This window comes from Isoptericola sp. NPDC056618, assembly GCF_042792715.1.
Lineage (GTDB): Bacteria > Actinomycetota > Actinomycetes > Actinomycetales > Cellulomonadaceae > Isoptericola > Isoptericola nanjingensis.
This window is the reverse complement of sequence record NZ_JBHTVZ010000021.1, coordinates 74167-89019: the sequence shown is the minus strand read 5'-3', so window position 1 is coordinate 89019 and position 14853 is coordinate 74167. Positions and strand designations below refer to the sequence as shown.

Here is a 14853-nt window from a genome sequence, read left to right as displayed (position 1 = left end):
TGGCCGTCCTCGCCCTGCTACCCGTGATGATCTTCTTCATCCTCTTCCAGCGCTACATCGTCGACGGCGTCGCCACCCAAGGCCTCAAGGGCTGAGGATGGTGGACGGCACGACGACGGAAGGGGTGGCCATGGCGGCAGGGGGCCGGCGAGAGCGAGGTCGCGACCGGCGGCGGAAGACCGCCGCCGGGGGCGAGACCAAGACGGGAGCCGCGCTGGCGCTGTTCGCCGAGGTGGTGCTGGCCGGTGTGCTCGTCGCGGTGGGCAGCCTGCTGCTGGTCACCGCCGTACCCTCCCTGGCGGCGGGCGTGGCGCACGTCCGCCGCCAGGTGACCGGCCACGACGTCGGCGTGAGCCGGTTCGTCCGCGACTGGTGGGCCGCGGTCCGGGCGCTGTGGCCGCTCGGCCTCGCCGCCGTCGGCGTCGCCCTGCTGCTGGCCCTCGACTGGCAGCTCGCGCGGGCGGACGTGCTGCCCGGCGCGAGCGTCGTCGCGGTGGTGGTCGCCGTCGCCGCGGCCGCCGTCGTCGCGGTGCTGGCCCGTGCGGCCGGCGCCTGGGCCGAGGCCACCGACGGGCAGGACGCCGGGGCCCGCACCGCGCGGCAGGCGCTGGCCGTGGGCGTGCAGCGCACGCAGGACGACCTGACCGGCTCCGTGCTGGTCGCCGTCGCGGCCGCCCTGTGCGTCGTCTTCGTGTGGATGCTGCCTCCGCTCGTGCTGGTGGTGGGGGGCCTGCTGGCGCTGGCCGTGGTGGGTGTGGAGGCCCGCCGCGGCGGCCGGGCCGACGTCTGACCCGCTCGCGCCCGCCGGGCGCGCCGGCACCCGCATGTGTCGCGCGCGCCCGACGGGCGGTGTCCGATCCCGAGTTGCAACGATGCAGGAAGGAACGTGCCATGCGAACGACCAGAACCACCGTGGGAGCCGTCGCCGCGCTGACGGCGGGCGTGCTCGCCGTCAGCGGCGTGCCGGCCACCGCCCAGCCCGCCCCGTCGGGGGGCGCCGGGGGGACCGGGGGAGTGCAGCTGGAGCACCTCGACCGGGGGCTGGTCGCGGCCTCGACGAGCGAGGGCGTCTTCCTGTCCTGGCGGCTGCTGGGTGACGAGGTCACCGGCCACACCGACACCGGGATGGCCGGGCCGGGCTTCGCCGTCTTCCGCGACGGGAAGCGGGTCGCCACGGTCACGGACTCCACCAACTACGTCGACACCGAGGGGACCGCGGCCTCGCGCTACGCCGTCGCGCCGGTGACCCAGGACAAGCACGGCAGAGAGCGCGTCGGCACGCGCAGCGCCGCCGTCACCGCCTGGTCGGACGACCACCTCGACATCCCGCTGAACAAGCCCGCCGACGACGTCACGCCGCTGGGCGAGCCGATCACCTACTCGGCCAACGACGCGTCCGTGGCCGACCTGGACGGCGACGGCGCGCTGGAGATCGTTGTCAAGTGGTACCCGTCGCGCGCCAAGGACGTGTCGCAGAAGGGGTACACGGGCAACACGTACTTCGACGCGTACGAGCTGGACGGCACGCAGCTGTGGCGCATCGACATGGGCGTGAACGTCCGCTCGGGCGCGCACTACACGCAGTTCCCGGTGTACGACTTCGACGGCGACGGGACCGCCGAGGTCATGATGAAGACCGCGCCCGGGACCAAGGTCACGACCTACCGCCACGGGAAGCCGGCGAACGAGCGCTACGTGCCGATCGCGAAGGCGGACCGCAAGGCCGGCGTCACGGACGACTCCGACTTCCGCTGGAGCGCCGCGGACTACGCCGACCACCTCGTGGAGCTGTTCCAGGGCTGGGCGGCCGAGCCCGAGGTCGTGAGCGGCCAGTGGCCGGCGACGATCGAGGCGGCGCTCGGCATCGAGCCGCGCTACGACTACCCGCTGTCCGAGGCGGACGCGCGCGAGCTCGTCGACTACTACGTCGACGAGTGGGCACCCGCCCGCTCCGACCGCAACGACCTGCGCACGTTCGACGGCTTCGTCCTCACCGGTCCGGAGTACCTCACCGTCTTCGACGGCCGCTCCGGCAAGCCCCTGGACACCGTGGACTACGAGCCCGGCCGCACCGACGACGGGCTGCGCTGGGGCGACTACGAGTGGACCCGGATCGAGCCGGGCAACCGCGTCGACCGGTTCCTGTCCGGGGTCGCGTACGTCGACGGCGAGCACCCGTCGGCGATCTTCGCCCGCGGGTACTACACGCGTGCCGCGATCGTGGCCTACGACTGGGACGGCCGGAAGATCAGCACCCGCTGGACCGCCGACTCCGGCTTCAAGCCGATGAACAACCCGTTCCTGGACAGCGAGAACAAGGGCGTCCAGCCCGACCCGGACCAACCGCTCACCCAGCTGTGGGGGCAGGGGTTCCACTCCCTGTCCGCGGCGGACGTGGACGGCGACGGGAAGCAGGAGATCGTCTACGGGTCGGCGACGCTCGACGACGACGGCACGCTGCTGTACTCGTCGTCCGACACCCTCCCGGAGGGGTCGTCGAACCCGGGCGCGACGGCGAACCTCGGCCACGGCGACGCGATGCACGTCACCGACATCGACCCGGCCCGCCCGGGCCTGGAGATCTGGACCTGCCACGAGGGCGGGGCGGGCGTGCCCTACGGCTCGGTGCTGCGCGACGCCGCCACCGGCGAGGCGATCTTCGGCGCGTTCTCCGGCAAGGACACGGGGCGCTGCCTGACCGGCGACGTCGACCCCACCCCCGGCATCGAGGTCTGGGCGTCCATGCCCGACGGCACCGACGCGTCCGGGCTGCTCAGCGCCACGGGGGAGCAGCTGCGCGCCACCACGCCGGGCACCAACCAGACGGTGCGCTGGGCCGCAGACGGCACCACGCAGATCGTCACGGGCTCGCGCGAGCAGACCCCGCAGATCGTGGACGGCGACGGCACCGTGCGCCGCACGCTGGACGGCACGCTGACGAACAACGACACCAAGGGCAACCCGTCGCTCGTCGCCGACGTGCTGGGCGACTGGCGCGAGGAGGTGCTGGTGCGCACCGCGGACTCGTCCGCGCTGCGGGTCTACACCTCCACCGAGGTGAGCACCACGACGATGTACACCCTGCTGCACGACCCGCAGTACCGGGCCGAGGTGGCCCGGCAGCAGACCACCTACAACCAGCCGTCGTACCCGGGGTTCTACCTGGCCTCCGACACTGACTGGTCGCAGGTGCCCGTCCCGTCGCTGAGGTAGTCCGTCTCCTGCTGAGGTAGTTCCTTTCTCGCCGAGGTAGTGGACCAGACCGCTACCTCGGCGAGATTCGAACCACTTCGGCGAGGCCCGTACCACCTCGGCAGAGAGAAGCACTCATGAAGGTCACGATCCTCGGCGCCGGCGCGATCGCCGGCGCGCACGTCGATGCCGTCCGCGCCCTCGCCGCGCACGGCGGCCCGGACGGCGTCGAGGTCGCGCACGTCGTCGACGTCGACGCCGGCCGCGCCGCCGCGTTCGCGGCCGAGCACGACGTGCCGCACCACGGCACCGACCTGCAGGCGCTGCTCGACGCCGGCGAGGTCGACGTCGTGCACGTCTGCACGCCGCCGTCGGTGCACCTGGGCGCCGCCGTGGCGGCGCTGCGGTCCGGCGCGCATGTCGTCGTGGAGAAGCCGGCGGTGCTGTCGCTGGCGGAGGCGGACGCCCTGGCGGCGGCGGAGCGGCAGGCGATCGACGCCGGCCTGCCGGGGCGGTTCACCCAGATCGTGCAGCACCGGTTCGGCGCGGGGATCCAGCGGCTGCGCCGGCTGCTCGACGACGGGACGCTCGGGCCCGCGTACGTGGCGCAGTGCGACACCCTCTGGTTCCGCACCCCGGACTACTTCGCCGTCCCGTGGCGGGGCCGCTTCGACACCGAGGGCGGCGGCACCACCATGGGCCACGGCATCCACCAGTTCGACCTGCTCCTGGCGGTGCTCGGCCCGTGGACCGAGGTGCGGGCGATGGCCGGCCGGCTCGCCCGGCACACCGACACCGAGGACGTCTCGACGGCGCTGGTGCGGTTCGCGAGCGGCACGATGGCGACGATCACGAACTCCGCCATCTCCCCCCGCCAGACGTCGCGCCTGCGCTTCGACACCGACGCCGCGACCGTCGAGCTGGAGCACCTGTACGGGTACGACGACACGAGCTGGACCGTGACCCCCGTGGCCGGTCGGGACGACGTCGCCGAGGCGTGGGCGGCCGACGTCGCGGCGTCGGCAACCTCCGTCGACGGCGGCGCGAGCGGCCACCTGGCGCAGCTCGTGCCCACCTACCGGGCGCTGGCCGCCGGGCAGACACCGCCGGTCACCGTGGCGGACACCCGGGCCACGCTCGAGCTGGCGGCGGCGATCTACAAGTCCGCCTTCACGGACGCCACGGTCCGCGCCGGCGAGATCGTCGAGGGCGACCCGTTCCACGCCTCCATGGCCGGCACCGGCACCCCCTGGCCGTCCGTGAGCTGACCCCGTGAGGGTCGTGGCAGCGCCCACACCATCTCCCGGACGTGACGGCTGACACGCCCTGAGACGGGTTTGACCCGGGCGTCCGACCCGCTGTTAACGTGACCACGCTCACACGAGCCCGGGGCACCCGCCCCGGCCCGACGTCACGACGAAGTGGGGACGGATGCGACAGGTCACGAGACGGGAGCTCCTCGGCTGGGGGCTCGCCGGGGGAGCGTCGGCGCTGCTCGCCGGGTGCGCGACGCCCGGCACCACGTCGGTCAACGCCCAGCCGGTGGTGCCGGCGGCGGCGGGGGAGAAGGTCACGCTCACGTACTGGGCCTGGCTCAAGGACCTGCAGAAGGTCGCCGACATCTGGAACGCGAAGAACCCGGACGTCCAGGTGCAGGTCTCCTGGATCCCCGGGGGCAACGACGGCGGGTACCAGAAGATGTACTCCGCCCTCGCGGCGGGCGGCGGGCCCGACCTGGCGCAGGTGGAGATGCGCACCGTGCCGGAGTTCATGCTCGTCAACGGGCTCGTCGACCTGGAGCGGTACGGCGTCTCCGAGCACGCGGACAAGTTCGACGAGACGCTGTGGAGCCAGGTGAGCTTCGCCGGCGGCGTCTACGGCATCCCGCAGGACTCCGGCCCGGTGGGCATGTACTACCGGCCCGACCTGTACGAGCAGGTGGGCGCCGACGTCCCCACCACGTGGACCGAGTGGGCGGAGGTCGCCCCCGCGTTCCGCGAGATCGACGCGTACATCGACTCCTTCCCGCTCGACGACACGTCCGTGTTCACCGCGCACGCCATGCAGGCCGGGGCCACGTGGCTCCGCAGCGCCGAGGACGGCTGGGTCATCGACATGGCCGGGGAGGTCACGCTCGACGTCGCGCGCTTCTTCGACCAGGTCATCGACGACGGCCTGGTGACCACGGCCGCCAACCCGTACACGCCCGGCTGGTACGCCGCCGCGGCGCACGACCAGATCGCGTCGCTCGTGAGCGCGAGCTGGGGCGACGCGCTGCTGCAGAGCGTGAGCGGCGCGGAGGGCAAGTGGCGCGTGGCGCCCGCCCCGCGCTGGGACCACGGCTTCGGGTCGTCGTTCATCGGCGGCTCGACGTCGGCGGTGCTCGCGAACAGCCGGCACCCGAAGGAGGCGATGGAGTTCGCCGTCTGGATGAACACCGACCCGGAGGGCATCGACGCGATGATCAAGTACTCCGGCATCGGGTGGTCGCCGGCCCGCGACTACATCGGGGCGGCGCGCGAGGAGCCGAGCGAGTTCTTCGGCGGCCAGCGCTACAACACCGAGGTCTTCCAGCCGGCCACGCAGGACCAGAACCCCGACTGGCAGTGGTGGCCCATCACGCAGCAGACGTTCAACATCCTGGGCGACGGGTTCCGGCGCAAGGCCACGGGCGGGACGCTCGTGGACGCCGTCGTCGCCGCCGAGGACCGGACCATCGAGGTGTTCCGACAGAAGGGCCTGACGATCCGGAGGGCAGAGCGATGACCGCGAAGAAGGCGAGCACCGCCGTCGGGCGCGCGCCCTGGATCCTGGTGGGTCCGTTCCTGCTGCTGTTCCTGCTGACGTTCGTGCTGCCGATCATCGTGGCGATCGGGCAGAGCTTCACCACCGTCACCCGCGCCGGGCTGTTCGGCGAGCAGGGCGTCACCACCGGTTTCGCCTGGTTCGAGAACTACCGGATCGCCCTGGAGGACGGGAACTTCGTCGCGTCGATCTGGCGGATGCTGCTGTTCGGCGTCGTGCAGGTGCCGGTGATGATCGTCGCCGCGACCGTGCTGGCCCTGCTGCTCGAGTCGGCCTCGGCGCGCTGGCCCGGCTTCTTCCGCGCCACGTACTTCATGCCGTACGGCATCCCGGGCGTCATCGCGACCATCCTCTGGTCGTTCCTCTACGTGCCCGGACTGAGCCCGATCATCGATCTCACCGAGACCCTGTTCGGGTTCACGCCCGACTTCCTCGGCGCCGGGACGGTGCTGTGGTCGATCGCGAACATCGTCACCTGGACGTACGCGGGCTACAACATGCTCATCATCGTGGCCCAGCTCAAGGCCATCCCGCCGGAGATGTACGAGGCGGCGCGGGTGGACGGCGCCGGGCCGTGGCGCACGGCGTGGAGCATCCAGCTGCCGCTGATCCGCCCGGCCCTGGTGCTCACCACCGTGTTCTCGATCATCGGGACGCTGCAGCTCTTCGCCGAGCCGCAGCTCCTCATGACCGTCTCGCCGGCGATCGACTCGCAGTACACGCCCAACCTGTCGGCGTACACGACCGCCTTCGCCTACAACGACTACAACGTCGCCGCCGCCCAGTCCGTGCTCATCGCGCTCGTGGCGTTCGCGCTGTCCTTCCTCTTCCTGAGGCTGACGAACAGGAGCTCGCGATGACCGCCGCCGTCTCCACCGCGCCGCAGCGCACCGACCCGACGGACGTCCCCGCCGCGACCCCCGGCGGTCGTCGTCGTCGCCCGGCGACGACGATCCTCGTCACCGCGATCCTCGCCGTCGTCGCGATCTACTTCCTCGTGCCCGTCTACTGGGTGGTCGTCGCCGCCTCGAAGACGACGGACGACCTCTTCGGCACGAACGGCTTCTGGTTCGGCAACTCCTTCGCGCTGTTCGACAACCTCGCCGCCGTGCTCACCTACGGGAACGGCGTCTTCATCCGCTGGTTCGCCAACTCGGTGCTGTACGCCGGGGTGGGCGGCCTGATCGCCACCTACCTGGCGGCGGCGGGCGGGTACGCCCTGGCCAAGTACCAGTTCCGGGGCCGCAACCTCATCTTCGGGCTCGTGCTCGGCGGGGTGCTCGTGCCCGGCACGGCCACCGCCCTGCCGCTGTTCCTGCTGTTCAGCCAGCTCGGGCTCGCCAACACGTACTGGAGCGTGCTGATCCCGTCGCTGGTGTCGCCGTTCGGGTTCTTCCTGTGCCGCATCTACGCGGACGCCACCGTGGACACCTCCCTCGTCGAGGCCGCCCGCATCGACGGCGCGGGGGAGCTGCGCATCTTCCACACCCTGGGGCTGCGGATCATGACGCCGGCGCTCGTGACGGTGTTCCTCTTCCAGATCGTCGGCATCTGGAACAACTACTTCCTGCCGCTCGTGATGCTGAGCGACCAGGACCTCTACCCGATCACCCTCGGGCTCAACAACTGGAACAGCCAGACCGACCGGCTGCCCGAGTTCTACGAGCTCACCACCGGGGGCGTGCTGCTCTCGGTCATCCCGCTCGCCGTCGCCATGATCGTGCTGCAACGGTTCTGGCGCGGCGGCCTGACGGAAGGCGCCGTGAAGGCATGATCGCCGCATGACCCTGCTCTCCCCGCTCCCGCACGAGTCCACCGCGCCCTGGTCCGGGCGCGTCGAGCCGCCGCGGTCCGCGCCCGCCGGGGACGCCCCCCGCCTCTCTCTCGACGGCACGTGGGACTTCCGCCTCCTGGCGGGCGTGCCCGGCACGCCGGGCGCCCACGGAGTCCTGCCGGACGGCGAAGGGGCCGCGGACTTCGCGCGGCCCGGCTATGCGACGTCCGCGGACGCCGGGTGGGGCGAGCTCGCCGTGCCCGCGCACTGGGTCCTCGAGGGCGACGGCGCGCACGGCCTCCCGATCTACACCAACGTGCAGTTCCCGTTCCCGGTGGACCCGCCGCACGTGCCGGACGAGAACCCGACCGGCGACTACCGCCGCGAGGTCGACGTGCCGACGTCGTGGACCGAGGGCGGGCGCGTGCTGCTGCGGTTCGACGGCGTCGAGTCGTTCTTCACGGTGTGGGTGAACGGCGAGGAGGTGGGCTCGGCGTCCGGCAGCCGGCTCGCCCACGAGTACGACGTCACCGACGCGGTGCGCCCGGGCACGAACACCGTGGCCGTGCGCGTGGTGCAGTGGTCGGCCGCGAGCTACCTCGAGGACCAGGACCAGTGGTGGCTGCCCGGCATCTTCCGCGACGTCACCCTGCTGCACCGCCCCGTGGGTGCGCTCGACGACGTCTGGCTGGACGCGGACTACGACCCCGCGTCGTCGGAGGGCGCCCTCGTCCCGGAGGTGCGGGCGGACGCCGCCGCGTTCCCCGTACGGCTGCGCGTGCCCGAGCTCGGGGTCGACGTCGCGTGGGCGGCTCCCGAGGACGTCGCGCCCGTCTCCGTGGGCGCCGTCGAGCCGTGGTCGGCGGAGGAGCCGAACCTGTACGACGTGACGGTCGCGTCGGCCGCCGAGACGGTGTCGCTGCGCGTCGGGTTCCGGCGGGTGGAGATCGTGGGCGACCTGCTGCTCGTCAACGGTCGCCGGGTCGTGTTCTCCGGGATGAACCGGCACGAGACGCACCCCGACCGCGGGCGTGTCTTCGACGAGGAGCACGCCCGCGCCGACCTCGCGCGGATGAAGCAGCACAACGTCAACGCCATCCGCACCAGCCACTACCCGCCGCACCCGCGCGTCCTGGACCTGGCCGACGAGCTGGGCCTGTGGGTGATCCTCGAGACCGACCTGGAGACGCACGGTTTCGAGGCCGGCGGCTGGGTGGGCAACCCCAGCGACGACCCGCGCTGGCGCGAGGCGTACCTGGACCGCGTGCGGCGCACCGTGGAGCGCGACAAGAACCACGCGAGCATCGTGCTGTGGTCGCTCGGCAACGAGTCCGGCACGGGCAGCAACCTCGCCGCGATGGCGGAGTGGGTGCACCACCGCGACCCGTCGCGGCCCGTGCACTACGAGGGCGACTACGCCGGCGAGTACACCGACGTCTACTCGCGGATGTACTCGACGGTGCCGGAGACGGCGTCGATCGGTGGCGACGACCTGTCGCCCGTGCTCGGCTGCAGCATCGGCGACTCCGCCCGGCAGCGGTCCAAGCCGTTCCTGCTGTGCGAGTACGCGCACGCCATGGGCAACGGCCCGGGCGCGCTCGACCAGTACCGCGCGCTCGTCGACACCCACCCGCGGCTGCACGGCGGGTTCGTCTGGGAGTGGCGCGACCACGGCCTGCGCACCACCACCCCCGACGGCGTCGAGTACTTCGCGTACGGCGGCGACTTCGGCGAGGTGGTGCACGACGGGAACTTCGTCATGGACGGCATGGTGCTGTCCGACGACACCCCGAGCCCCGGGCTGGTGGAGTTCTGGCACGTCGAGCGGCCGGTCGTCGTGCGGCCGTCCGGCGGTCCGGCGTCGGGGGCCGTCGAGGTCTGGAACCGCCGTCACACCGCGGACACCGCCGATCTCGTGCTGCGCTGGCGCGTCGAGCACGACGGCGAGACGGTCGCCTCGGGCGAGGCCGCGGTGGCGGACGGCGACGGCGCGCCCGTCGGAGCGGGGGAGCGGGCCGTCGTCGGGCTGCTCGACCCCGCGTCCCTCCCGGCTGCCGCCCCCGGCGCCGAGGCGTTCCTCACCGTGGAGCTCGCGCTGCGCGAGGCCGCGTCGTGGGCCGACGCCGGGCACGTCGTCGCGCGCGACCAGTGGGCGCTGCCGACGCCGGCCGCGGTCCGGGAGCGCGGTCGTCCGGCCGTGGCGCTCGCGGAAGCGCCCGTCGCGTTCCGCGGCCCGGAGCTGGTCGCGCTGGCCGGCGCGGACGTGTCCGCGCCGCGCGTCGAGCTGTGGCGCGCGCCCACGGACAACGACCGCGGCGCCGCGATGGGCAGCTACGACGCCGTCGACCCCACCACCCTGCCGTGGCGCGGCACCCCCGCCCCGCCGGTCGCGGACCGCTGGCGCCGCCAGGGCCTGGACCGGCTCACGCACCGCACCGTCGCGGTCGAGGAGTCGGCCGACCGGCTGCGGGTGCTGCGGCGCGTGTCCGCGGCGCAGAGTCGCAGGGCGATCGACGTCGAGGAGACGTGGACCGCGGAGCGGGCCGCGGACGGCGTCGTCGAGGCGGTGCTGCGCGTCGTCCTCACCCCCGACGACCACTGGGACGACGTGTGGCCCCGGGTCGGAGTGCACCTCGCGCTGCCGACCGACGTCGACGGCGCCGGGTGGTTCGGGCTGGGCCCGCACGACTCGTACCCGGACGTCCGCTCCTCGGTCGTGGTGGGCCGCCACCGTGCGGGGATCGACGACCTGTCGGTGCCGTACGCCCGGCCGCAGGAGTCGGGCCACCGGTCCGAGGTGCGCGAGGTCGCGCTGGAGCGCGGCGGCCGGCCGTGGGCGGGCCTGACGCTCGGCCGCGACGCGCGCGGCCGTCTGCCCGGGTTCACGCTCGCCCGGCACTCGGCCCACGAGCTCTCCGCGGCGGCGCACCCGCACGAGCTACCCGTGCCCGAGCGGCACCACCTGTACGTGGACGCCGCCCAGCACGGCCTGGGCTCGCGCGCCTGCGGCCCCGACGTCTGGCCCACGGCGATGCTCCGCCCGCAGGCCCGCACGCTGGAGCTGCGCTGGCGAGCCCTGTGACTCCACGCGAGCCTCGGACGACGGACGACGATCGAGGGACGTCCCGAACCTGGGGCACTGGCCCCGAGGTGGTCTTCCTCAGCAACCCGCTCGCCGACCCGGTCGCCTGGTCTGCCGGGGTCCGTGAAGAGCTCTTGGCGCTCGGGTACCAGGTCACGACCTTCGCCCACCGTCCGGACGGCCTCGACTGGCGGAGCGTCGTCGCGTGCGTCGGGGACTTCGTCCGACGTCGACCCGAGCCCGTCGCGTTGGTCGGATGGTCGCAGGGCGCCGCGATCGCGCAGGAGGTCGCGCTGGCCGTGGGCGCGCGGGTGAGGGCCGCCGTACTGCTGGCCACCTACGGACGCCAGAACGAGATCGACAAGCTGCTCCAGGCATCGTGGGATCACCTCGTCGATGGTGGCTCGGACGACCTTCGGGCGGTGATGCGTCTCCTGACGTCGTTCCCGCCGGAGCGGTTGGCCGATGACGGCTTCGTCCGAGCCTTGACGTCGCAGGGCGGCTGGGCCGTGAAGGCCGATCCCGCGGAACGGCGTCGGGCCGGCACGTTCATCGCGACGTATCAGCAGCGGCTCGAGGCCCTCCGCCAGGTCACGCAACCCTGCCTGGTCATGGGCTTCGAGTTCGACACCGACACGTTCGCCGCGCGCGCCCGAGAGGTCGCGGCAGCCATCCCGGATGCGGAGTATCACGAGGTCCCAGGCGTCGGGCACGCCGCGCCTATCAGTCACCCGGAGGCGGTCTGGCCCTCGGTCGTGCGCTTTCTGGAGCGGCACCACCCGCCACGTGACCTCCGACGCGAGGAGCGGCGCGCGCCTACGCGCCGAGCAACGCCGCCGGGATGACGGCGATCCCGTCCGGGCGACGGTAGGCGATCTGCCCAGTGGTGATCACCGCGGCATCCGCCAGGTCGTCCCCGAGCTGCTCTCGGAGCCACCGCAGATGCCGGACGTCGCGGTCATCCACGGTGGTCGCCAGCTTGACCTCGAGGGCGACGACCCGGCGGCCGCGTTCCACGATGATGTCGACCTCGTGTCGGCCGTCCTGAATGCGGAGGTGGGCGACACGAGCACCGATGCGTTGGGCGTAGGTCTGGACCGACTGGGTGACCAGGTGTTCGAAGAGGGGACCGAGCATCGATCCCCCGCGGCCGTCGATGCGGACGTCGTCGCGTCCAGAGATGACGTCGTCCCGGTCGAGACCCAGGAGTCGTGTGGCGAGCGCGGGGTCGGCGAGCATGTGCTTGGGAGCCTGGGCGAGCCGCTTGAGCGGGTTGTACACCGGGATCCAGGCCTCGACGGGATCGAGGACGAAGGTGCGTAGCAGGACGTCCCGGTACGTCGTCGTCGCGTCGCGGCTCGGCTTGTCCGGGAGCCCGGCCGTGGCTGCGTCGAGGATGCGCGAGTAGGACGCTGTCGTCGCCGTGGCTGCGGCGTAACCCCGTAGCCAAGCGGCGAGGGAGGCAGGTCGGCGGACGGTGGTCCCCTGCTCGACGAACTCACGCTCGATGGTGTGCGTGACGTAGCCGTCGAGCCGTGCCTCGCGGAGTCGGGCTGGCAAGCGACGGATGCCGGGGAAACCGGAGGCGAAGATCTCGTCGACGTACTCCTCCAACCCGATATTCGTCCTGGCGTCGATCGGGGGCCGGGAGCGGGACATGAGGTCTTCCAGGCTGATCGCCGGCTCCACGATCCCGCGTTCGCTCAGCGTGAGTGGGCGCATCCGGATGGTGTCGATCCTCCCGGCGCCCGAGTGGATACGAGCGCCGGGAGGTGCGGACGACCCGGTCAGGAGGAACGAGCCCGGGGGCGCTCCGGCGTCGACCGCGCGCCGCACCTGGTCCCACGAGGTCGGGTGGAGCTGCCACTCGTCCAGGAGGGTCGTCCCGTCAGGGGCGAGGTCGAACGGACGGGCGGCGAACGCGGCGCGTTCCTGGTCGACGTCGAATCGCACCAGGTGATCGGCCCGCCGGCGTGCTGTCTCCGTCTTGCCCACGCCCTTGGCGCCCTGGAGCGCGATGGCCGGGAGGCCGGCCACCAGCTCGTCGAGCTCGTCGTCGACCAGGCGGCGCACGTAGGGGCGGGTATCGGAGCTGTTCACAGGCTCTAACCTACCATCCACACATTAATCATCCGGCGATTCACACATCCCGCGTCCGGCGATCCACGCGGGCGTCGCGGAGGGGAGGTGACGAGGCACGGCAGCTGTCGGCGACGATCGCGCCGTCGTCGAGCACCAGGCGGCGGCCGCGGAAGCGCTCGCGCATCAGGCGGTCGTGGGAGACGAGGACGAGGGTGCCGTCGAACTCCGCGAACGCCCTCTCCAGCTCCTCGACGAGCGCGGGGGAGAGGTGGTTGGTCGGCTCGTCCACGAGCAGCACGTCCGTCGTGGTGGTGACGACCCGCGCGAGCTCGAGGCGGGACCGCTGCCCCTGGGACAGCTCGCGCACCGGCCGGGGCAGGTCGTCGGGGCGGAACAGGCCCGTGGCGAGCAGCGCCTCCGCGTGCTCCTCCAGGTCGCCGGGACGCCCGGCGGCGAACGCGTGCAGCACGGTACGGCCGTCGCCCGAGGGGGACGCGGCCGTCTGCCGCAGGTGACCGACGGCGCCCGCGGCCCGGGCCGTCCCGGCGTCCGGCCCGACCTCGCCCGCGATCACCCCGAGCAGCGTGCTCTTGCCCGCGCCGTTCGGCCCGGTCACCAGCAGGTGCTCGCCGGCGGCCACCCTGAGGCGGGGGACGGAGAGCCGGCCGCGCACCTCGACCCCGTCGAGCTCGACGGTCCCGTCGCCCCCGCCGGCGCCGACGGGCGCGGCGGTGGCGACGTCCGTCCGGAACACGGCGCGGTCGGCGGGCCGTGCGGCCGGGTCGTCGGTGAGGCGCCGCACCCGCTCCTTGGCGTTGCGGATGCGCCCGGTGGCGCCGTGCGCCCGCGACCGCAGGCGGAACGCCCCCGACCCGAACGACGCGATGGGGACCTTGCGCGGGATCTGCTCCATCGCCTCGACGTTGGTGGCCGCGATCCGCCGCTGCCGGTCGAGGTCCGCGCGCCACCGCTCGTACGCCAGCCGGAGCTGCTCGCGCTCGGCCTCCTTCGCCGCGAGGTACCCCGACCACCCGGTGCCGTAGCGCCGGGCGCGACCGCCGTCGACCTCGACGAGCGTCGTCGTGAGGTCCGCGAGGAACGCGCGGTCGTGGGTCACGGCGACGACGGTGCCGTCGTGCGACCGCAGCCGCTCGGTGAGCCAGTCGAGGGCGTCGTCGTCGAGGTCGTTGGTCGGCTCGTCGAGCAGCAGCAGCTCGGGGTCGGCGGCGAGCGTCGCCGCCAGCGCGAGGCGCGAGCGCTCACCGCCCGACAGGGTGCCGAGCGCCCGGTCGCGGTCCAGGCCGGGCAGCCCGAGGCGGTGGAGCGCGACGTCGACGCGGCGGTCGGCGCCGCGGCCGTCGCGGGCGTCGAAGCGCGCGGTGAGCTCCGCGTACCGCCGCAGCGCGTCGCCCAGGGCGGCGCCGTCGAGCGTCCCGAGCCGGTCCTCGAGCGCGGCGACCTCCGCCGCGAGCGCGCGGACGTCCGCCAGGACGTGGTCGATCGCGTGGGCCACCGTGCTGGCAGGTGGCAGGTCGAGGGTCTGCGGCAGGTGGCCGAGCCCGCCCGGGGCACGCACGACCCGCGTGCCGTTCTGTGGCTCCAGAAGGCCGGCGACGACGGCCAGCAGGGTGGACTTGCCGGAGCCGTTGTCGCCGACGACGCCGACGCGCTCGCCCGGCGAGACGGTCAGGGACAGGCGGTCGAGCACCACGCGGTCGGCGTAGCGCAGGGTGATGTCGGTGAGGGTGAGCTGTGACGGGTCCACGGGCGGGACTCCTTCCGTCGCCGGCGTCGGCGGTCGTGGAGGACGGCGGGCGTGCGAACGCCGACGCGGAGCAGCGCGGTCGTGCCTGCTCGACGCGTCGGCGCCGGAGTGCTCACAGAGTTCCCATCGCCGTGACCCTACGCACCACCGTCC

10 protein-coding genes and 1 pseudogene are annotated in these 14853 nt (G+C 73.0%); 9 read left to right on the top strand and 2 right to left on the bottom strand.

What is annotated here, in order from left to right; translation table 11 throughout:
- The 9 genes and pseudogenes from ACFQ8T_RS19295 to ACFQ8T_RS19255 form a co-directional block, all read left to right on the top strand.
- Positions 1-95 (top strand): annotated as a pseudogene (locus ACFQ8T_RS19295) (carbohydrate ABC transporter permease); the annotation flags it as partial.
- 35 nt (positions 96-130) lie between these two features.
- On the top strand, positions 131-790 hold the full coding sequence (locus ACFQ8T_RS19290) for a hypothetical protein (protein WP_430548097.1): 660 nt from the start codon (positions 131-133) through the stop codon (positions 788-790).
- 101 nt (positions 791-891) lie between these two features.
- Complete coding sequence (locus ACFQ8T_RS19285; protein WP_430548096.1) at positions 892-3213, top strand: rhamnogalacturonan lyase; 2322 nt, start codon at positions 892-894, stop codon at positions 3211-3213.
- A gap of 116 nt (positions 3214-3329) precedes the next feature.
- A complete protein-coding gene (locus ACFQ8T_RS19280) occupies positions 3330-4460 on the top strand; it encodes a Gfo/Idh/MocA family protein (protein WP_430548095.1) in 1131 nt (376 codons plus the stop codon).
- A 163-nt stretch (positions 4461-4623) separates the two neighbouring features.
- Positions 4624-5958 (top strand): ABC transporter substrate-binding protein, encoded by a 1335-nt coding sequence (locus tag ACFQ8T_RS19275; RefSeq protein WP_430548094.1) that lies wholly within the window; start codon positions 4624-4626, stop codon positions 5956-5958.
- A complete protein-coding gene (locus tag ACFQ8T_RS19270; protein WP_430548093.1) occupies positions 5955-6857 on the top strand; it encodes a carbohydrate ABC transporter permease in 903 nt (300 codons plus the stop codon). Before ACFQ8T_RS19275 ends, ACFQ8T_RS19270 begins: the two co-directional genes overlap by 4 nt.
- A complete protein-coding gene (locus ACFQ8T_RS19265; protein WP_430548092.1) occupies positions 6854-7771 on the top strand; it encodes a carbohydrate ABC transporter permease in 918 nt (305 codons plus the stop codon). The genes ACFQ8T_RS19270 and ACFQ8T_RS19265 overlap by 4 nt, the downstream gene beginning before the upstream one ends.
- Positions 7772-7778: 7 nt before the next feature.
- Complete coding sequence (locus ACFQ8T_RS19260) at positions 7779-10853, top strand: glycoside hydrolase family 2 TIM barrel-domain containing protein (RefSeq protein WP_430548091.1); 3075 nt, start codon at positions 7779-7781, stop codon at positions 10851-10853.
- A 68-nt stretch (positions 10854-10921) separates the two neighbouring features.
- Positions 10922-11698: an alpha/beta fold hydrolase gene (locus tag ACFQ8T_RS19255; RefSeq protein ID WP_430548090.1), complete on the top strand. Its 777-nt coding sequence runs from the start codon at positions 10922-10924 to the stop codon at positions 11696-11698.
- On the opposite strand, the gene ACFQ8T_RS19250 is transcribed toward ACFQ8T_RS19255, so the two are convergent.
- Together ACFQ8T_RS19250 and abc-f are read right to left on the bottom strand one after the other, a co-directional pair.
- Positions 11670-12926 carry an ATP-binding protein gene (locus ACFQ8T_RS19250; protein WP_430548089.1) on the bottom strand — a complete coding sequence of 419 codons (1257 nt, stop codon included), beginning with the start codon at positions 12924-12926 and terminating at the stop codon, positions 11670-11672. The genes ACFQ8T_RS19255 and ACFQ8T_RS19250 overlap by 29 nt on opposite strands.
- A 67-nt stretch (positions 12927-12993) precedes the next feature.
- Positions 12994-14700 carry a ribosomal protection-like ABC-F family protein gene (gene abc-f, locus ACFQ8T_RS19245; RefSeq protein ID WP_430548088.1) on the bottom strand — a complete coding sequence of 569 codons (1707 nt, stop codon included), beginning with the start codon at positions 14698-14700 and terminating at the stop codon, positions 12994-12996.
- Between the last annotated feature and the right edge of the window lie 153 nt (positions 14701-14853).

What these genes read in the sequence shown, in the direction of transcription:
- ACFQ8T_RS19270 (WP_430548093.1), top strand. Translation starts at nt 5,955, where the DNA reads ATGACCGCGAAGAAGGCGAGCACCGCCGTCGGGCGCGCGCCCTGGATC.
- ACFQ8T_RS19290 (WP_430548097.1), top strand. Translation starts at nt 131, where the DNA reads ATGGCGGCAGGGGGCCGGCGAGAGCGAGGTCGCGACCGGCGGCGGAAG.
- ACFQ8T_RS19260 (WP_430548091.1), top strand. Translation starts at nt 7,779, where the DNA reads ATGACCCTGCTCTCCCCGCTCCCGCACGAGTCCACCGCGCCCTGGTCC.
- ACFQ8T_RS19275 (WP_430548094.1), top strand. Translation starts at nt 4,624, where the DNA reads ATGCGACAGGTCACGAGACGGGAGCTCCTCGGCTGGGGGCTCGCCGGG.
- ACFQ8T_RS19280 (WP_430548095.1), top strand. Translation starts at nt 3,330, where the DNA reads ATGAAGGTCACGATCCTCGGCGCCGGCGCGATCGCCGGCGCGCACGTC.
- ACFQ8T_RS19265 (WP_430548092.1), top strand. Translation starts at nt 6,854, where the DNA reads ATGACCGCCGCCGTCTCCACCGCGCCGCAGCGCACCGACCCGACGGAC.
- ACFQ8T_RS19285 (WP_430548096.1), top strand. Translation starts at nt 892, where the DNA reads ATGCGAACGACCAGAACCACCGTGGGAGCCGTCGCCGCGCTGACGGCG.